This window comes from Ferdinandcohnia sp. FSL W7-1320, from assembly GCF_038050315.1.
GTDB lineage: Bacteria > Bacillota > Bacilli > Bacillales > Bacillaceae_L > Ferdinandcohnia > Ferdinandcohnia aciditolerans.
Genome location: NZ_JBBPAM010000001.1, coordinates 1,170,906 through 1,190,850, shown reverse-complemented (window position 1 = coordinate 1,190,850; position 19,945 = coordinate 1,170,906). Strand labels below are relative to the sequence as shown.

20 protein-coding genes are annotated in these 19,945 nt (G+C 38.0%); 2 read left to right on the top strand and 18 right to left on the bottom strand.

Annotation, left to right across the window (positions count from 1 at the left end):
• The first annotated feature begins 107 nt into the window (after positions 1–107).
• Positions 108–575, top strand: coding sequence for a DUF2243 domain-containing protein (locus NST91_RS06020; protein ID WP_341330426.1), 468 nt, complete (start codon positions 108–110; stop codon positions 573–575).
• A 14-nt stretch (positions 576–589) separates the two neighbouring features.
• The gene (locus NST91_RS06015; RefSeq protein WP_341330425.1) at positions 590–1,039 is read left to right on the top strand and encodes a hypothetical protein; all 450 of its coding nucleotides are present in this window, start codon (positions 590–592) and stop codon (positions 1,037–1,039) included.
• Between the two features lie 38 nt (positions 1,040–1,077).
• On the opposite strand, the gene NST91_RS06010 is transcribed toward NST91_RS06015, so the two are convergent.
• The 18 genes from NST91_RS06010 to NST91_RS05925 form a co-directional block, all read right to left on the bottom strand.
• Positions 1,078–2,301, bottom strand: a complete 1,224-nt coding sequence (locus NST91_RS06010; protein ID WP_341330424.1) for a DUF438 domain-containing protein — start codon at positions 2,299–2,301, stop codon at positions 1,078–1,080.
• Positions 2,302–2,430: 129 nt separating this feature from the next.
• On the bottom strand, positions 2,431–2,727 hold the full coding sequence (locus tag NST91_RS06005; RefSeq protein WP_341330423.1) for a HesB/YadR/YfhF family protein: 297 nt from the start codon (positions 2,725–2,727) through the stop codon (positions 2,431–2,433).
• 172 nt (positions 2,728–2,899) lie between these two features.
• Positions 2,900–3,049, bottom strand: coding sequence for a hypothetical protein (locus tag NST91_RS06000; protein ID WP_341330422.1), 150 nt, complete (start codon positions 3,047–3,049; stop codon positions 2,900–2,902).
• On the bottom strand, positions 3,050–4,501 hold the full coding sequence (locus NST91_RS05995; protein ID WP_341330421.1) for a carbon starvation CstA family protein: 1,452 nt from the start codon (positions 4,499–4,501) through the stop codon (positions 3,050–3,052). It abuts the gene before it with no gap.
• Between the two features lie 158 nt (positions 4,502–4,659).
• Positions 4,660–5,391 carry a LytR/AlgR family response regulator transcription factor gene (locus NST91_RS05990; RefSeq protein ID WP_341330420.1) on the bottom strand — a complete coding sequence of 244 codons (732 nt, stop codon included), beginning with the start codon at positions 5,389–5,391 and terminating at the stop codon, positions 4,660–4,662.
• Position 5,392: 1 nt separating this feature from the next.
• The gene (locus NST91_RS05985) at positions 5,393–7,129 is read right to left on the bottom strand and encodes a LytS/YhcK type 5TM receptor domain-containing protein (RefSeq protein WP_341330419.1); all 1,737 of its coding nucleotides are present in this window, start codon (positions 7,127–7,129) and stop codon (positions 5,393–5,395) included.
• 146 nt (positions 7,130–7,275) lie between these two features.
• Positions 7,276–8,355, bottom strand: a complete 1,080-nt coding sequence (locus NST91_RS05980; RefSeq protein ID WP_445724509.1) for a Gfo/Idh/MocA family protein — start codon at positions 8,353–8,355, stop codon at positions 7,276–7,278.
• Between the two features lie 77 nt (positions 8,356–8,432).
• Positions 8,433–9,671, bottom strand: a complete 1,239-nt coding sequence (locus tag NST91_RS05975) for a Zn-dependent hydrolase (RefSeq protein WP_341330418.1) — start codon at positions 9,669–9,671, stop codon at positions 8,433–8,435.
• A 146-nt stretch (positions 9,672–9,817) separates the two neighbouring features.
• The gene (locus tag NST91_RS05970; protein ID WP_341330417.1) at positions 9,818–10,414 is read right to left on the bottom strand and encodes an NADPH-dependent FMN reductase; all 597 of its coding nucleotides are present in this window, start codon (positions 10,412–10,414) and stop codon (positions 9,818–9,820) included.
• A gap of 82 nt (positions 10,415–10,496) precedes the next feature.
• On the bottom strand, positions 10,497–11,246 hold the full coding sequence (locus NST91_RS05965) for an amino acid ABC transporter ATP-binding protein (RefSeq protein ID WP_341330416.1): 750 nt from the start codon (positions 11,244–11,246) through the stop codon (positions 10,497–10,499).
• A gap of 12 nt (positions 11,247–11,258) precedes the next feature.
• Entirely contained in the window at positions 11,259–11,963 is a 705-nt protein-coding gene (locus NST91_RS05960) for an amino acid ABC transporter permease (RefSeq protein ID WP_341333493.1), read from the bottom strand.
• A complete protein-coding gene (locus NST91_RS05955) occupies positions 11,947–12,777 on the bottom strand; it encodes an amino acid ABC transporter substrate-binding protein (RefSeq protein ID WP_341330415.1) in 831 nt (276 codons plus the stop codon). Before NST91_RS05955 ends, NST91_RS05960 begins: the two co-directional genes overlap by 17 nt.
• Positions 12,778–12,991: 214 nt before the next feature.
• On the bottom strand, positions 12,992–15,190 hold the full coding sequence (locus NST91_RS05950; RefSeq protein ID WP_341330414.1) for a helix-turn-helix domain-containing protein: 2,199 nt from the start codon (positions 15,188–15,190) through the stop codon (positions 12,992–12,994).
• Positions 15,191–15,280: 90 nt separating this feature from the next.
• A complete protein-coding gene (locus NST91_RS05945; RefSeq protein ID WP_341330413.1) occupies positions 15,281–16,405 on the bottom strand; it encodes an acyl-CoA dehydrogenase family protein in 1,125 nt (374 codons plus the stop codon).
• A 118-nt stretch (positions 16,406–16,523) separates the two neighbouring features.
• A complete protein-coding gene (locus tag NST91_RS05940) occupies positions 16,524–17,255 on the bottom strand; it encodes an ABC transporter ATP-binding protein (RefSeq protein ID WP_341330412.1) in 732 nt (243 codons plus the stop codon).
• A complete protein-coding gene (locus tag NST91_RS05935; protein ID WP_341330411.1) occupies positions 17,252–18,022 on the bottom strand; it encodes an ABC transporter ATP-binding protein in 771 nt (256 codons plus the stop codon). The genes NST91_RS05940 and NST91_RS05935 overlap by 4 nt, the downstream gene beginning before the upstream one ends.
• Positions 17,997–19,025 (bottom strand): branched-chain amino acid ABC transporter permease, encoded by a 1,029-nt coding sequence (locus NST91_RS05930; protein ID WP_341330410.1) that lies wholly within the window; start codon positions 19,023–19,025, stop codon positions 17,997–17,999. Before NST91_RS05930 ends, NST91_RS05935 begins: the two co-directional genes overlap by 26 nt.
• Positions 19,026–19,043: 18 nt before the next feature.
• Entirely contained in the window at positions 19,044–19,916 is an 873-nt protein-coding gene (locus NST91_RS05925; protein WP_341330409.1) for a branched-chain amino acid ABC transporter permease, read from the bottom strand.
• Positions 19,917–19,945 lie beyond the last annotated feature (29 nt).

Below are 19,945 nucleotides of genomic sequence, written 5' to 3'. Positions count from 1 at the left end.
TTCTCTCTTAAATCAAAATAGTAGTTTCCTACTAGGTTACTGTTTATAAATCTAGCAAAAGGGACAAAATAGATTAATGTTCAAAAGAGAAAGAGAGGAGACGTATCTTGACTACAAATACTAGAAGAAGACTGATTAATACAGGGAGTTTTATTTTTGGTTTTGGATTTTTAGGGGCACTTGATGGGATTATTTTTCATCAGTTATTACAGTGGCATAGTGTATATATGGCTACAGATCGACCAGGGCAAATCATGAGTGATGGTATTTTTCATTTTGCTGTTACAATCACCCTTATCATTGGTGGTGTACTGTTATGGCTGGCAGGAAATCCAAGCAATCTATCAAAGGGAGTTCATTTGCTTGTTGGTTGGTTTTTAATCGGGGGTGGCGTGTTTAATATGGTTGAGGGGATTGTCAATCATCATCTCCTTCAGATCCACCGTGTTAAGCCTGGGGACCCCAACGCTTTAGCCTACGACTTAGCATTTCTTGCATCCGGATTATTGTTATTCATAATTGGCTATTTCATTAAACAACGAAAAGATAAACAAAGTTCACCTATTAGTTCTTGAATGAGGAGGGGGCTATGTATAGAATCATTAGTTTTTTTGTTATTTTTGGGACTGTTTCATTGATGGTATATTTTCACAATCAGAGCAGCCACTATAGTGCCGGTAACCATGAAATGATGCATCAAGAAAACCAAATCATTATTCCTCCTTCACATCTTGCTCCTACCATTTCTGGTTCAGTAATAAAAGACCCTTCCGGAACATGGTTGTTAGAAATTCATACTGAAAATTTCACATTTGAACCGAAGAAGGCTGGTACTAAGGAAACCACCTACAATGAAGGGCACGCCCATATTTATTTAAACGGTGAAAAAGTAAATCGTTTATATGGGCAATACTATCATCTGGACTTTTTACCATCTGGTACAAACGAAATAAAAGTTACATTGAATGGGAACAATCATGGCGTTCTTGTTGCAAATGGAGAAGAAGTTGCATTTACAGAGTTTGTCAATGTACCATAAAAATGCTGACATCAAAATGTCAGCATTTTTCATGTTCCCTATGATAAAATCCGCTTTTCCCCTTCAATTTCTTGGATTGGAGCAATATTTTGAGAGAATTCCATCGTTCCGATATACTCCCCATCTTCATCGCGGACCGCAAAATAACGGATATACACATATTTGCCTTTTGCTTTGATCCAGAAATCTTCAACATCTTTTCTTCCTGCTTTGAAATCATCTAGCAGATCTTCGACGACATGAACACTTCTAGGAGGATGGCAGTTTTGAACGGTTCTCCCAATCACAGCCTTCGTCCTAGCAAAGATACGCTCTTTTCCTTTTGAGAAGTAGCGAACGACGTCATCTTTATCAATAAACGTAATATCTACCGGTAAATGGTTTAATAATAATTCAAGTTGTTTTAAGGACAGGATACCTGTTTCCATTTTAATAAATCCTTTTGACGCCACTTGCTCATCATCAATCACACTTCGCTCAGGCTTCCAATCTTCGGGAGAAACCAAACAAAAACCGATTTCATCACTTTCTTGAGCAATTTTTAACCATTCGTCCTCTGTTAAATTATTTAACGACATTGGAAAGAGGATATTTTCTTCACGATAAATCATTTCGTCAATTTGATCGGTAAAAAAGTTGATGACCTCCACAACGGATTGTTTATTCCCATCATATTCGACAAGCATTCTTTTTGCATCTTTTATCGCGTCTACAATAAAATCATCAATCTTCCACATCATATTTGTTGGGCCATATATGCCGTATTTCTCTAAATATGGGAAGAGGAGCTGTTCTTTTCGTTCATAATGCTTTCTGATATCCATTAAAAGATTACAATCACCGAGTAACTTCAATCTATTTTCACTTTGATCATCTGCTTCGAATTCTTGCAAATGCTCCTTGATTTTAGTTACTTGCTTTTCAAGTTCTCTATTTTCAAGCTTAAACGTATAAACAGGATGTCCAGGTTGTTCATCTGGATGACGATTTAATGTGTCTTCTATAAAATCCTTAAAAATCTCTCTATGCTTTGAACAAATTTCTGTAGCCTCATGTTCCTGAATATTTTCTTCTTCCATTAATACATGTTGGAGCCTGGACACTTCTCCAATGGTTATATAGCCCACTTTATCCTTTAATTGAGATTTTATCTCTTCAACAGATTTACCATTATGTAAATCTTTAAAGCTTTGTTTTATAAGAGCCTCACGCTCTTGATCACTGATTTTATTTTGTTCACGGTTATTAATAAGTTCACTCACACGAATCTCTCCTTTCAAACAATGCAATATTGAAAATACCTGTTATGTTTGAAAATAGCATAGATTAAAGAAAAGGTTCGTGATTCGAATCACATTGTAAAAATAAAGATAGGCTCACTTATTGTGAGCCTACGGTTTTGGGTATTGATACTCTAGTTCATCTTTATCGGGATTATAGTCAACAATGAGATTATGGCCGTTAAAAAACCAAATGTCGTCCTCTTCTACATAGAATTCAATGTCATCAATCTTTTGACTTGCATGAATTTGGATGGGTTCATCATGCGTTGAAAAAGCAAGTGAATATTTCTCTTGTACGGGACTCGTTCCGTAAAACATTGGATAAAATCGAACACTATCCCCTTCTTTTACACTTATATCCTCTTTGAACCATTTTACAGCTGCTTCACTGATTGTCATTTCCATCTGTATGAACCTCCCTAGATGTCCTTCTGATATTTTGTGCAGAAAGAAATCCTTTATTACTTTTATAGTACTAAAGTTTTCATGTATAGGAAATCAATAAGTTTGTGAAAGTTTTCTCAAACATTAAAAAAGTGCATACATTCATAAAAGAATGCATGCACTTTTGATTCATTTATAAGAGCACAAAGATGATTATGGCTCCAACTATAATGGAAATGCTCACAATTTTTCCCCAAACAGGAACTTTGTCATTTGTTTGCTGATTGACCTTCTGCTCCTGAGCCTCGACTACCTTCCGATATTCAGGACTACAGCAACTCATTTAGGCCACCTTATTATAGTTTGAGATATCTACTTCAAGCGGATGATTTGCTGCTCTTAACTTCTTAGCTTGACGGAAGAATAACACTAGAAGTATTGCAGTTCCTGCAAAACCACCGTACCAAGCAATGTCCATTGGTAATCGGAATCCGATTTGTGCATTTAGGATATACGTGATAACCATTGTTAACATAAAAGTTCCTGGAATCAGTGAAATCCAGTAGTTCTTTTTCGCAATGTATAGGTACATTGCACCTACGAATAAGGCAATTACTGCTGTAGCTTGGTTCGCCCAGCTAAAGTATCTCCAAAGAATATTGAAATCAATTTGTGTTAGGACAACTGAGATCGCAAATAATGGAACAGCAATCCATAAACGGCTAGACATTTTCTTTTGAGCCATATTAATATACTCAGCGATAATCATACGAGCACTTCGGAATGCAGTATCACCAGAAGTGATTGGTAATACGATAACCCCAAGAACTGCAAGTGTTCCACCAACAGCACCAAGCATTAATGTTGAAACTTCACTTACAATTGCCCCTGGTCCGCCAGCTGCAAGAAGTTCTTGTAAGCCACCATAACCATCGAATAAGCTCATTGCTGCTGCAGCCCAGATCATCGCAATGATCCCTTCAGCAATCATCATACCGTAGAAAATTTTACGTCCTTGGCTTTCCTTTTGTGTAGTACGTGAAATAATTGGTGTTTGTGTCGCATGGAATCCAGATAAAGCACCACAAGTGATTGTAAAGAATAATAATGGGAAAATTGGTGCATTATCAGGATGGAAATTTGATAATGAAAGTTCTGGAATTGGTGCTCCCTTAACTATTAAACCAATACCGATACCTACAGCACTGATTAAAAGGATCGCTCCAAACCATGGATAAAGACGACCGATAATTTTATCTACTGGCAATAAAGTTGCCAAGATATAATAGATGAAAATGGCAGCAATCAGAATTCCTAAGGCAACTTTCCCATCTAGTAATAGATTTAATAGACTAGCAGGAGTCGAAACGAAAACGGTACCAACTAATAGTAGAAGTAAAACAGCAAATGCGTTTACGACGTGTTTCATTGCTTTTCCTAAAAACTTAGTTGCAAGTTCCGGTAAGTGAGCTCCCTTGTTACGAATGGAAATCATACCAGTTAAATAGTCATGAACTGCCCCTGCAAAAATACATCCAACTACGATCCAAATGAAAGCGACAGGTCCGTAAAGCGCTCCCATAATTGGTCCGAATACAGGTCCAGTACCTGCAATATTAAGTAACTGAATCAACGAGTTTTTCTTTGTGCTCATTGGAATATAGTCTACGCCATCAGCATCTACATATGCTGGTGTAGCACGTTCTTCCTTCACACCGAATACTTTTTCAACGTATTTACCATACGTAAAGTACCCTACAATTAACAAAGCTATACTAGCTAAAAAGGTAATCATTCTATTTCCCCCTATTCTCTTTAATAGAATTTATGAATGCGTTTACAATAATTATAATATTTAAAGTGAATTTTAGGAGGGTTTTAGATTAAAAGGTAGAAATTCGACAATAACGTGTCCAAATTGTGAACTAAAACGCAAAATTTCTACCTTCTTGTTTAAATTTCTAAGCTCGCTCGTAATGCCTTTACATAATTTCGACTAACTGAGAGCTGTTCACTTCTACCTTCTATTTCCAATTGATACGCACCGTTAAACCATGGAGTGAGACGAGTGACATATTTTAAATTGACAAGAAAGCTTTTATGGATGCGGAAGAACCCAAACGATTCAAGTCTGCTTTCCAAATCTTTCAGCTGTATTTTTGTCTCGTATTCTCCCACCTTAGTTATGAGTTTGGTTACTTTTTCATCTCTTACAATATATAAAATATCCTTTGGTTCAAGATAGATAATCTCACCGCTTGAATCAATTGCCAATTTCCCAGTTTGCTTTCCTTTTTCCTTTTCCTCAGTCGTCTGGAAATGTTTTTCGATCCGTTTTACTGTTTCTTCTAGTTGTTCCTCATCAAATGGCTTTAATAAGTAGTCAATTGCATTAAAACGGAATGCTTCCACAGCAAATTCCGGGTAGGCGGTTGCAAACACAATGAGTGGCGATTTTTTCAATTCCAAAAGGGCTTTTGCTGCATCCATTCCGTTAACCTTTGGCATTTCTATATCTAAAAAGACAACATCTGGTTGAAGTTGGATCGCTTTTAAAATCGCTGCCTCCCCTGAATCGGCTTCCCCGACTATTTGAATGGATGGATGCGCTTCTAAAAGATGTGACAGTTCATCACGACTATATAATTCATCATCGACAATAAGTGTTTTAATTTTTGATTCCATTTTATATAGCCTCCGTAACTGGGATTGAAAAAGAGATTTCCGTTCCCTGATTTACTTCGCTTTTAATTGCTAATGCGGACTTTTCACCAAAATGCATCGTAAGCCTTCTATTAACATTATATAAAGCGACACCACTACCTTTTTCTGACTTTATTGGGGTAACGCAAATTTCCCTAGCACGTTCTTTACTCATCCCCATTCCATTATCCTCAACCTTAACAAAAACACAGTCATTCCCTTTTTGAATTGAAATACTTACCTGAAAATCTCCATCATGATTCTTCATGCCATGCTTGATTGCATTTTCTACAATCGGCTGAAGGGTAAGTGGTGGAATATGCTGATACAAAGCAGCTTCCTCAACTTTATAAAATACCTTCAATTTGTCTACAAATCTTGTTTCCTCAATTTCTAAATAAGCTCGAACTTGCCGCAATTCCTGCTCTAAAGTTGTTACATTTTGTGTCGTTACCGATAGGTTCTGGCGTAAGAAATGTGATAAAGAAACGAGTAGTTTCCTAGCTTTTGTTGGATCTCTCCTGACTAATGAGAGAATCGTATTTAATGTATTGAACAGAAAGTGCGGACTGATTTGTGCTTGAAGCACTTTGATTTCGGCTTCTTTAGCAAGCTGAAATGCCTTGTCCGCCTCCGCAATTTCAAGCTGATTACTTAAAAGTGAACTTAAACCAGAGATTAGCTCTGTGACAACAGGTGTAATTTCTTTTTCAGAACGGAAATAGAATTTTAGCGTACCAATCGTTTCTTCTCTTCTTTTTAATGGAGCAATCACAGCCGCACCGAGTGGGCAATCCTCATCCCTACATTGAATCATCTTTTTGTTTGCGATTACAATTTTCCCGTTATGAATAACTTCCTGCGTGATTTGTGTTTGAATAGGCATCTGTGAACGGTGATGGTCATGGCCAAGACCTACATGCGCTAGGATTTCGTTCGTGTTTGTCATCGAGACAGCTGTAGCTTGAATTTCATCCTGAATAATATGACAAACGGCCTGAGCTGTCTCACGATTCAAACCGTTCCGTAAATAAGCGAGCGTCTTGTCCGCAATCCGCAGTGTTTTTTGAGCTTGAACTGCACCTACCCGTTCTCCCTCATTAATTACACTCTTGATAATCATGAGGAAAAGTGCACATCCCAAACCATTTGCTAAAATCATCGGAATTCCAATGATCTCAACCAAAGCCCATGCCTTTTCAAACGGGCGCGAGAAGAGTAAAATAACCAACATTTGAAGTGCTTCCGCAGAGGCTGCAATAATAAACGCTGTACTCAGTTTCACATGTTTATTTTTCTTATAAAAGTATCCCGAGATAAATCCAGCAATAATGGATGCAAAACCACAGGAAAACGCAGTAAACCCTCCCAAGGTAAAGCGATGAATTCCTGCAATTAGACCCGCACCTAAACCAACCTTGTAGCCCCCAAGAAGGCCTGCAAGCACAACACCAATTACCCGTGAGTTTGCTAAAGCCTCATCGGTGGTTAAAGCAGATGCCCACCGGTCAAATTGCAGGCTTTCCGTGTTCAGGCTTAAGCCAGTATACGTACCAATGATTCCAAAAAAACCAAAGAAGACAATCGCCACAAGCTTCTGCCAGCGGTTCAGCTCCTCCTGATACATCATCCCTCTAAAAAACTTCAATCTAGTCAAAATAAAAGCGATTGCAACAATAATCCCTAACCGCTCCAATAGCGTAATCAACAGTACGAACATATACATGCTCCTTTTTGGGTCACTGGGACAGGTCCCTTGTCCCACATCAGATATTAATTTTGGGACGAGGGGCCTGTCCCTCTGTCCCTATTGTATCAAGATTATTGGGGTTGTGGACAGTTGGAAGTTTTATGAACTCTGACTTGTCATCCCATCTTAAATTTCTCATTTCTATATATGTCAATGGCTTGCTCTTGCGCCTGTAAGCATAATTCTGCTGCTTTAAAAGCATGCGCTTGAGTCATGGCTAGTTCGGTACGGTTCATGCAATCTAAGATGAACTGCCCAAAGAAAGGAAATCCAACCTTTCCGGACACATTAAAATACTGCTCTCCATCTTTATTAACTAAAAAGACGTGATTTCCATTATTCGCACGTGCCAGATCGATGTATTTCCGGATTTCAATCGTCCCTTCCATACCAATTATAAAGATTCTCCCATCGCCCCAAGTCCTTAAACCGTCAGGAGTAAACCAATCTACTCGGAGATAATTTGTTGCCCCATTATCTCCAACCAATGTTGCATCACCAAAATCATCTAATTCCGGATACTGCGGGTGGTTATAGTTTGCTATTTTACTGTGTAACACCTTTGCATCCTGACAGCCTGTGTAATATAAAAATTGTTCAATTTGATGAGAGCCAATATCACATAAGATTCCACCATATTGTTCTCTTTTAAAAAACCATTCTGGTCGGCTAGGTGCACTTAATCGGTGTGGACCGAAACCAGTTACCTGAATGACACGACCAATTGCACCGGTTTTAATTAAATCACCAGCAAATACAGCTCCCTCTACATGAAGACGCTCACTATAATACACCATGTACTTTTGGCCAGTTTGTTTTACAACTTCCCTTGCTTTTTCCAATTGTTTTAATGAAGTAAAGGGTGTTTTATCTGTAAAATAGTCTTTACCTGCATTCATTACCTGGATACCAAGTTCACTTCGTTTTGAAGGGATCGCTGCACCAGCCACAAGCTGAACACTTGTATCTGATAAAATTTGCTCTAAAGACTCAGCATGCACCACCTCAGGAAAAGTTTCCAAGAACTTAGCTACTTTTAGGGGATCGGGATCATATACCCATTTCAAAGTAGCACCTGCTTCAATTAATCCATTGCACATTCCGTAAATATGCCCATGATCGAGACATGCTGCTGCAAATATAAATTCCCCTTTTTTCACAACAGGATTTGGTTTTCCCTTTGGCGCATAATTCATACCATCATGTACCACTATTATCCCCTCCTATTAATCTGTACAGACACATTATCTTAAGACAAACTGGTTTCAGAATACTAGCCTACCTGCACTGAATAATGAAGGATAAGTTCTTCAAGCACGTCAATCCCAGTCATGATATCTTCAAGTTCCGTATACTCGTCCGGATGGTGGCTAAGTCCATCGACAGAAGGTACAAAAATTAAACCAGTAGGACAAAGCTTTGTCATATTCATCGCATCATGTCCTGCCCCACTTGCCATCCTTTGATAGGAAAGATTTAAACTCTCACAAATTGATTCTGTAACATCATTTATATCTTTAGAGAGTAAAACGGGTTCTTCACTAATGATTTCATTGCTTACTATTTCAAGCTTTCGATTTGTTTCCAATTCTTGTATCGTTTTATATAAATGGTCTACTACTCTTTGTCTTGACTCTACGGAGGTAGATCGGATATCCACCTTAATATCCACTTCACCTGGTACAACATTCATTGCACCTGCATGAACATCCATGACTCCAACAGTAGCAACGGTTCCATAATGTTGTTCATCTATGGCAATTTTCTCTAATTCTAGTGCGATCTCAGACGCTCCTAATAGGGCATCTTTTCTCATATGCATCGGGGTTGTACCGGAATGCGAGGCGGTTCCTTTAATTTTGATAACCAACCTTATCGGAGCGGCTATTCCCGTAACAATCCCAATATTTTTGTTATTGTTTATTAATACTGGACCTTGCTCAACATGCAATTCAAAGAATGCTTTAATTTCTTCATTTACTCTACTGGCTTCTTCAACACTATCAATATCAAGAGCGCATAATGAAAGGGCCTCTTCCATTGTAATTCCATCACGATCTTTTAAATATCTAAATTTCTCTTTATCAAATAGTCCAGACATCGCCTTACTTCCAACAGTAGAAACGCCGAATCTAGCAGATTCTTCACAGGCAAATGAAACAATCTCAATTGGGTGAGCGGTTTCAATTCCCTTTTCATTGAGCCTTTTTACAACTTCCAATGCAGCTGTAACACCCACTACCCCGTCATATTTTCCACCTTGATAGACAGTATCCAGATGGGAACCCATTAGCACCGGCGGTAAATGCTTGTTTTTTCCTTCTCTCCTTGCAATTACATTACCACACTGGTCCATACTGATTTCTAATCCTTCTGCTTTACACATCCGCATAAATGCATGTGTACAAGTTTGTTCCTCATTGGTATAGGCAATTCTAGTTATTCCTTTTTCACCAGAGTTATATTGATTGATTTTATTAAAAAGTACTTGATATCTTTCAATCCGATCCATGCTGATATATCTCCCGTCCTGTCATTCATGATTCTATCAATATTATACCAGTTAGATAGATTTGTTTAGAGATGATTTTTAAGATTTAGAAAAATGGCAAATAAAAAAAGCAACGCCTTTTTTTTAGACATTGCCTCATTTTCATTTTATCGAATTGTCTTTAATGCTTTCCCCCAAGAAACAACTTGGTCTAACAGCATGTTCATATTATCATCATGAATATTTTGCGGTTTAAAATCAGTACCATTTTCAAAATCTAAAAAGAGCGATAAAGTTGGATGGGTGCGTACATCCGCAATGTTTAATTCACCACAGATTCCACGAAGATGTTCGGCCGCACGAGCGCCACCAGTTGAACCATAGCTAACGATTCCAGCCGATTTATTGTACCAAGCTTCTCGAGCTAAATCCATCGCATTTTTCAATGCCCCTGTGATACTGTGATTGTATTCTGCAACAACAAATATAAAACCATCAAGACTTGCTAATTTCTCATTCCATTTCGCAATCCCAGGTGCATCAGCTGTTCCTAAGAACGGTAAATCGTACTCTTTAATATCTACAATTTCATAGTTAGCATTTCCTTTCTTGTCACCATAACCCTTTACCCATTCTCCTACCTGTGGACTAACTCGACCTTCACGTGTACTGCCTAGAATAATTCCAATGTTTAATTTTTCTTCAGTCATTTTTGGATCCTCCGTTGCTGTATTTTTGCCAAACAATTTGTCTAAAAAGCCCATACTTAACACCACCTATGTAGTTAAGAAAAGCATTACGGTTTTAATTTCCCTATATCTAATAGATTCTATTCAAGCATATTTTTTACGTCGGATTTAAGATTCGTTGTAAGAACTGTTTTGTCCGTTCTTCCTTTGGATTTTTTAATACCGCATCTGGTTTGCCCTGCTCAACAACATACCCTCCATCCATAAACAGGACTTTATCTGAGATCTCACCTGCAAATTGGATTTCATGAGTGACAATAATCATGGTCCAATTTTCATGAGCCAAGTCCTTCATCACCTTTAACACTTCTCCAATTAGTTCAGGATCTAAGGCGGAAGTCGGTTCATCGAATAAGAGCAGCTCCGGCTTTAGTGCTAATGCCCTCGCGATTCCTACCCGCTGTTGCTGTCCGCCAGATAATTGGTCAGGGTATAAATCCATTTTCTCCTTTAATCCGACCTTTTCTAGTAAATCCACTGCCTCACGTCTTGCTTCCGTCTTATTTCTTTTTTGAACAATTAGTGGGCCTTCCATGACATTTTGAAGGGCTGTTTTATGTGGAAAAAGGTTATAGGATTGAAACACCATTCCCGATTTTCGACTTAAACGAATGACGTTCTGTTTACTCAATTTTTCTCCAAAATTTATGGATAATCCATCTTCAAACTGAAAATTTCCTTTATCCGGTTGTTCAAGACCATTAAAGCAACGGAGCATCGTTGTTTTTCCTGATCCGGATGGGCCAATAATGGAGACAACTTCCCCTTTATTAATCTCGAGATCAATATTTTTTAATACTTCATTTTCACCAAAAGATTTTGCCAAACCCTTAACAGATAAAAACATACCCTCACCCCTTTACTTTAAGACATGTCGACTTAACCTTCGTTCGAGTACTTCTTGAAACAGTGATAAAATGAAACAAATTATCCAATAGATTAGAGCAGCTTCCAAATATAATAGGAGGAAATCGTACGTCCTTGCAGCAATCTCCTGGGCCTTACGAAATAATTCAGCCACCAGCACCAATGAAGCTAAGGATGTATCTTTTACAAGGCTAATAAATGAATTAGACAGTGGCGGTACGGATACCCTTGCGGCTTGAGGAAGAATGATGCGCCTTAAGGCTGTCCATCTTGTCATTCCAATTGTAAACGCAGCTTCCCATTGACCTTTTGGTATCGATAAAATGGATGCACGAATAATTTCTGATGCATAGGCGCCAACATTTAAAATAAATGCGATTGCCGCACTTGGAAAAGGGTCAATATTGACTCCGATATTGGGAAGTCCGTAAAAAATAATAAATAATTGGACAAGTAAAGGCGTTCCTCGAATCGCTGAAACATAGATAATAGCTGGAATCTGAAAGAATCTAGATTTAGACAATCGCATGATTGCTGTGAGCAACGCAAGAATAATTCCGCCTATAAATGATATAAGTGTGAGTGGAATCGTATATTGAATCGCTCCAGAAAGCATGGAGGGAAGGGAATTGATAAATAACTCCCATCCCTCCATATTGGCAGTAATCGTGAAAATTAGACTATTTTGTAGAAACATCTTCACCAAACCATTCCTGCGAAATTTTTGCTAATGTTCCATCTTCCTTCATTGCAGCCAACTGCTCGTTAATTGCCTTTACCAAGTCTTCATTCCCTTTGTTAAAAGTAAAGGCCATTTCCGAAACATCGTCTGACTCAGCAGCGATTTTAATACTCTCATCACCTTGTGATTTAATATAATCAAGAACAGCAAGCTTATCATTAACAGTAGCTTCGGCACGTCCTTGCTTAATCAATTCAATCGACTGAGCAAGCCCTTCTACACCTACGATTTCAGCGCCATTCTCTTGAGCGATTGCACCGTAATTACTTGTCAAAGATTGCGCAGCTTTTCTGCCTTTTAAATCTTCAAATGACGCAATATCACTATTATCCTTTGCTACAACAAGGACAGCTGAGGAATAGGTATAAGGTTCTGAGAATTCATAATTAGCCTGACGGTCTTCATTGATCCCCACTTGGTTTGCTATTAAATCAAATCGTTTTGAATTTAGACCTGCAAACATTGAGTCCCATTGGGTTTCCATGAACTCCACTTCAAGATCCATACGCTTAGCGACTTCTCTAATGACTTCCACATCAAATCCTGTTAATTTATCCTCTTCATTATGGAAGGTATAAGGTGCATACGTACCCTCTGTTCCTACTGTTAGAACACCCTTTTCCTTGATTTCGTCAAATAAGGAGCCTGTTTGTTCAGTATCGTTGTTTTCTTCATTTCCAGCATTATTGTCTTGATCTGTGCCACCACATCCCACTAGAAAAAAAGCAAAAGTAAGAATGATGGAAAAAAGAAAAAATTGTTTTTTCATTTTTAAAAACCCCCTGTGAATTTAATGCGTGTTTATGCTTAGTAGTAGATTTTACAAGTTCAGCCATTCTCATTCACAAGGACGACAGCAAAAAAAAAGAAGCCGTCGTAATTTAACAGCTCTTTTTTAGCACTCTATCTTATAGTTCAACAATTATACGGAATTTTTTAACTTCAGTTAATGCCTGAAATGGTAAGGGAAGGCTTAAACTTTTTTACATTAACTCAGTTGAATCAAAATCAAAAAGACTATAAAGCTTATATGCCATCAATAGCTCAAACCGCACTTCTGCATTATTTAAATCGACACCTAATAGTTCAGAGATACGGTCAATTCTATATTCTAAAGTGCTTCGATGTATAAATAATGCATTAGAGGCCTCTCTTACATTGCCATTATGAAGTAGATAAACTTTTAGTGTCCCAAAAAGATCGACGTTGTTTTTTTTCGAATACTGCACCAAGGCACCAAGGTTTTTCTTGATAAAGATTTTGGCTGATGCAAAATCACTCGTATTACTTAAAATGGTGTAGGCACCGAGATCATCATATAATGCATAGCCTCCGTCAGGATTACGATTCATGATTACATTTTTCGCTTTAGATGCTTTCATGAAACTATCATTATAGTCTTCTAGCTTGGTTGTACTCCCACCGATTCCGATATATGGCGTTATCCTTTCTTTTTTTGCTGAATCTGATAGAAGTTTATATAGTCGTTCCCAAACGTTTTTCTCGCTTGGTGTTTGAACAATGATAATAAAATCATCACCTTTACGACTGAAGATCATGTTTGAAAAATGAAAAGATAAATCAGACTTTATTTGGTCCCATACTCTTGATTTCTTCGCTTCAACCGCAACGACATTCTCACCTGCATCATCAGCTACATAAAAAGAGCCTACTACAACCGTATGGGGTTCAAGTATATTCCAATTGGTCAATGTTGCATATTGGATAATCTTTTCTGGATTTTCAATGGTTTCTGCGAACAATTGATTGATGAATCCTTCTTGTATCTGTTCTTTTGTATCTAGAACGAGTTTCTGCTTAATGAATTCAATTGCATACACATTTAAGACATGGTCAATCGTAAGGCGAATAAGGCGGTTCATTTTTTTCTTGTATAAGCTCACAATCATGTACCCTAAAGCTTTATTTCCCTGCAAAATGGGGAGTACATGTAAGTCTGTGCCATTAACTGTAAAGGTCAAATCTTCTATACTAAGCTTTGTAATTTCACTTTTCTTCTTCGAGATTTCATGTTCGTATTCATTTTGGAGGTGTTTTTCCTCCTGTTTAACCTTTGAGATAATTGGATTCATAAATCTATCATATAAAAATACGGTACTATCAATCATGGCGCTAATTGTATTTGTGATCTCAACTAAATCTGCACCTTTTACTGTCTTTTTTACTAATTCTTGTTGATGCTCTACGATGGTCTCAAGATTTTTTTTACTCTCGTATTCAAACCGATAAAGTCTTGCGTTTTCGATTTGCATGGACACGAAGTCCGAAACAAATTTCAAAAATTCCAGATCTTCATCCGTAAAATAGCCTTCCCCACCGGTTGTGACATAAATAACACCAATCGTCTTTAAATTAACTAGTAATGGAACTGTGAGTTCTGTTCCTCCTGATACCTCAACATATGGAAAATAGGAGTCCAACGATTTATTTGAATGGATGTTTATCTTAATTGGATGTCCGACTGGCCCATACCATGGGGGATGAAGGTCAAAGCTTGTGTTTTCTTCATCATATAAATAGACGCATGCACCATTTGCTAGGGTCCCTTTACATGCACGTTCCACCACTTTTTCGATGATATGTTCGATTGAAGAGTTTGGAAGGATATTCTCCTTAATCCACTCGATTCCCTTCATTTTTCGTTTTTGACTTTCCTTCTCACGCGCGATGATTAATGAGGATGCAACATCATGACCAAACTCTGTAAAAATTTGTTCAGCTTCAATGATTAATGGAATAAATTCTCGAAAGCCTATTACGCAAAGACCAAAGCTTTCGTTTAGGTTATGTAGGGGGACTGTAAACCATGTTGATAAGTTTTCATTTTTGATGGCAGTATGAAAGGCACATTTAGTCTCTTCACGCTTATCCTTCTGCCACCAAATTGCATTTTTCAGGAGTTTTGGAGAGCAGTCGTTGACATCTAAGTGAAGTGTTTGATCGATTGTGAACTGTTCTCCTTTCCAAACTTTGGGGACAAGCCTTCCTTTTTCATAGAGGACGACTCCCACTAAATCACAGGCATATTCCTTATAAAACCCTTCTAGCAAGTAATCTAGTGTTTCTTCAATCGTGTCAAATGTAACAAGGTGGCGCGCCATCGTTCGTAAATGAGTATCAATTTTCTTCATTAACTTTTCTCGTTCGCTCGTTAACTTCAAAAAAATCGCCACCTTATACTTTGTTTTCTATATACATTCCACTTTATATTTCGAATTCCTTCTTAAAGCATTCATTTTATATAGATTGGCCTATTTAAGTATTTCTTTAGCGATAACAACTCTCTGAATTTGATTCGTTCCTTCATAGATTTGCATGATTTTTGCATCCCTAAAATACTTCTCGACTGGGTAATCACGAATAAATCCATAGCCACCAAAAATTTGTACGGCATCTGTCGCTACCTTCATTGCGGTATCAGAGGCAAAGCACTTTGCAAAGGAAGCATGCTTGATGGATGGAGTACCCGATTGTAAAAACTGGACAGCTTGATGAACAAGGAGCCTTGCCGCTTCAATATTCATCGCCATATCCGCAAGCATGAATTGGATCGCCTGTAGATTTGAAATTGGTTTTCCGAATTGAGTTCTATCCTTCGAATAAGAAAGGGCATCTTCATAGGCAGCTTGAGCAATTCCTACTGCTTGAGCTCCTACCATCGGTCTAGCAATCATGAGCCCTTGTAAAAAGATTTTTAAGCCGGCACCTTCCGCACCGATTCGATTCGATGCTGGAACACGTACGTCTTCGAAAATGACAGATGCTGTATTTGAGGCTCGTAAGCCAAGCTTTTTCTCTTTGACACCTACCCGTAACCCTTCTGAATCTCGCTCTACGACAAATGCTGTAAAACCACTATCTTTTACATTGGTTAACACAACAAAAAAGTTAGCATAGCTTGCATTCGTAATAAAACATTTTTCACCATTTAAGATGTATTCCTCACCACTTCTGATTGCAGTCGTCTTTAAAGAGCTAACATCACTCCCTGCACCTGGTTCAGTCAAGGCAAACGAGGCAAACTTACCTTCCCTAGTGAGTTGGGGCAGATATTTTCTCTTAAGCTCTTCACTTCCACCCACTAGAATTGGGTATGAAGATAGTGAGTTTGCTTCTATGCTTGTTGCAACACTCGCACATGCTCTTGCAATTTCTTCAACGATTAAAGCATGTGAGAGCTTATCAATGCCCGGCCCTCCATATTCCTCTGGTATTGCTAGGTTGGATAAACCTACCTCATGTAGTTTTCTTAGAATGTCTAGCGGAAATTCTTCTTCCTCATCATACTGCCGTGCAAAAGGTGTAATTTCATTTTTTGCAATGTCACGTGCAAAGCTTCTAATTGTTTGCTGTTCCTCTGTTACGATAAAGCTCACTTTTATCACCCTTTTATATGAGGTTGTCAAAAAGTCCGGTGAAAATGACATAATGTATAGGAACTTCGACTAATTACCGACGCAGTCCTTTTCATTTCATCCTCCTTTTTGACACACATTATATGACTTTCTCTGTATAACCTAAATATGTGGATTGAACGAGTGGATTTTGAATTAATTCATTTGCTCTGCCTTCAAGGAAAAATTTGCCTCGATCCATCACATATGCTCGATCAGCAACACTTAGGGCTGCTTTTACATTTTGTTCAACTAAGATCACCATTGCACCAAACTCATCCCTTATTTGCTTCATAATATCAAGGATTTCTTTTACGATTAAAGGCGCTAATCCCATTGAAGGCTCATCTAGAAGAATCACTTTTGGATCAGACATTAACGCCCTTGCAATGGCTAACATTTGCTGTTCTCCTCCACTTAATGTTCCTGCAATACTATTCATATGCTTCTGTAATCCTGGAAACATCTCAATCATTCGGTCTATCTTTGTAGTAATAATCTGTTTTTCTTTTCGGTATTTAAAATACATTCCAAGAACCAAATTTTCCTTAACCGTTAGATTTGAAAAGATTTGACGCCCTTCAGGGACAAGAGAAATTCCTTGTTCGACTACTTTATGAGATTTCACGCCCGTTAAAGATATATCATTATAAAAGACTTCACCTTCAGTTGGCTTGTAGATACCCGAAATCGTTCCGAGCAAAGTGCTTTTTCCTGCTCCATTCGCTCCGATGATCGATATGATTTCTCCAGGATTCACTACTAGATTGATTCCATCAATTCCTCTAACTCTACCATGATAGGTAGTAAGATTGGTTGTGCGGAGTGTCATAATACTTCCTCCCCTAAATAAGCAGCTATTACCTTTTGGTTTTTCTTAATCTCATCTGGTGTTCCTTCAGCAATCTTATTTCCAAAGTCAATTACAACAATTTTATCTGCAATTTTCATGACTGTATTCATGTCATGTTCCACAAATAGAAATGAATAGCCTTCTTGTTTCATGTCGAGTAGGATATCTGCAACTTTTGCCGCTTCTCCGTCATTAAGCCCAGCCATTGGCTCATCAAGTAATACAAGCTTTGGTTTCGAAACGATTGCACGTGCAATTTCTAAAAGTTTTTGCAGTCCATATGGTAGATTTCCTGCAATTTGGTCTGCTTGATCAAGTATGCCTACCTTTTCCAAAGCTTCTTCAGCAAGCTGTTTTGCCATTTCATCATCTTTATTTACCGCCTTGGTTCTTAATGCCGTAAGAAAAACATTCGTTTTCATTTGAGGGTGAACACCGAGCATTACGTTTTCAAGAACAGTCATGTTGTCAAAAATTTGAAGGTTTTGAAACGTACGAGTAATTCCTTTAGAAGCTAAACTATGAATCGGTGACCCATTTAACTTTTCCCCCAAAAACCAGACCTCACCACTAGTACTAGGCAGAACAGATGAGATCATATTAAATAACGTTGTTTTCCCAGCACCATTCGGACCAATAACAGCGAGTATTTCTCCTTGATTCATTGTGAAAGAGACATCGTTTACTGCCACAATTCCTCCGAATCGTTTCGTTAAATGATTAATCTGCAGGATGATTGTTTTCATTTACGACAACGTCCTCCTTTCTTGTTACAGGTCGAACTTTCTCCTTAACCCGTTTGTAAAGACTGGCACCTGTTGGGATAAGTCCTTTTGGCATAAACATAACGACTAGGATTAAGACGAGGCCATACACAATAATTTCGACTTCTCCACTTACATCAAATAACAATGGAAGATAATCCTTCACCCATTCACCGAGCATCGTCATTAAAAAAGCACCTGCTATTGCACCCCAAATAGATTGGGAACCGCCTACTACTACCATTACTAGAAATTGTATCGAGACTAATATGTGAAAGGTAGATGGTGTAATAAAATTCATAAAATGAGCATACATACTTCCTGCAACTGCTGCAAAAATTGCACTTAATACAAAAATATGAAGTTTAAACTTTGCAACGTTAATTCCTAATGACTTTGTTGCAATCTCACTATCATGAATGCCTCTTAACACCCTTCCAACATGGGAATGTACAATATTAAGGGAAACGATGACGATTAAAACAACAATTCCCCAAATAAAATAGTAGAAGCTCAACTCTTGTTGTAAAACAAACCCAAAAAGATTTAATTTTGGGATTCCAGATAAACCAGCAGCACCCTTGGTAATGTCGGTTAGCCCTAGCAAAAGAATAAATACAATAACATTGACACCAATAGTTGCGAATGCTAAGAAATGTTCTTTCAATTTTAATATAGGAATTCCAATAACAAATGCTAGAAGACCTGTCACTAGTACCCCAACAATGAGTGCAATCCATGAAGACATTTGATAACTTGTCGTTAAAACTCCTGTAAAATAAGCACCTAATCCAAAGAAAGCAGCATGCCCAAGTGATATTTGGCCTGCATACCCCATAAGCAGACTTAATCCAATTGTAACCATGCTATATATTCCAATCAGGATAAATAGACTTAACATATAAGAATTATTGAATAATAATGGAAGTACGATTATCGTGGAAAGCATGACAATCAATGGTTTTGTCCGACTAGGATACAACATGTTTCAATCCCCCTCTCCTCACACGCGATTCCCAATAACTTTTGACATAATTCCATTTGGTGCAATAAATAGAACAAGTAATAGAATTCCAAAACTTATCGCATCGCTGTATGAAGTGGATATATATCCTGCTGAAAAAGATTCGATAATACCAATTAAGAAGCCTGCAATTACTACCGCCGGAACCTTCGTCATTCCTCCGATAATCATAGCCATAAAACCTTTTAATCCAAGCATTAATCCCATATCATAAGTTGCACCTGTTACAGGGGCAATGACAATCCCAGCAATCGCTCCTACAGCCGCACTTAAAACAAATGCCAATGTAGACATGGAAGAGGTATTGATGCCCATTAGCCTTGCAGCTACTGGATTTACAACACAGGCTTTTAACGCAGATCCGGTAATTGTTTTTTCAAAGAAGATATAAAGAAGTGCTAGTAAGAAAAATAGCGTACATATGACCCAGATGCTCTGTGGCATTAGTACAGCTCCCATAATTTGAATCGGATTGTTGGCTGAAAATGCAGGTAGAGACTTTGGATACGTCCCCCAAGCAAATAATCCGATTGCTTTAAGAACCATGGATAAACCTACTGTTATGATGATTAAGTTTATAAAACTTGCATTTTTCGTTGGAGCAATTGCGAGTTTCTCAACAGCAAATCCGATCAATGCTGTACACAAAACGGCTAACAGAATAGCAACATAAATCGGTAAGCCTAGACTTGAAAAAGTGATGCAAAACATCGCACCAAGCATTGCGAACTCACCTTGTGCGAAATTAATAATACCTGTCACATTGTAAATTGTTACGAACCCGATTGCGATTAATGCATAGATACTTCCAGTCGTTAAACCTGTAATCAAATATTGAATAACGGCATCCATCGTAACCCTCCTTTATCAAAAGAACTTAG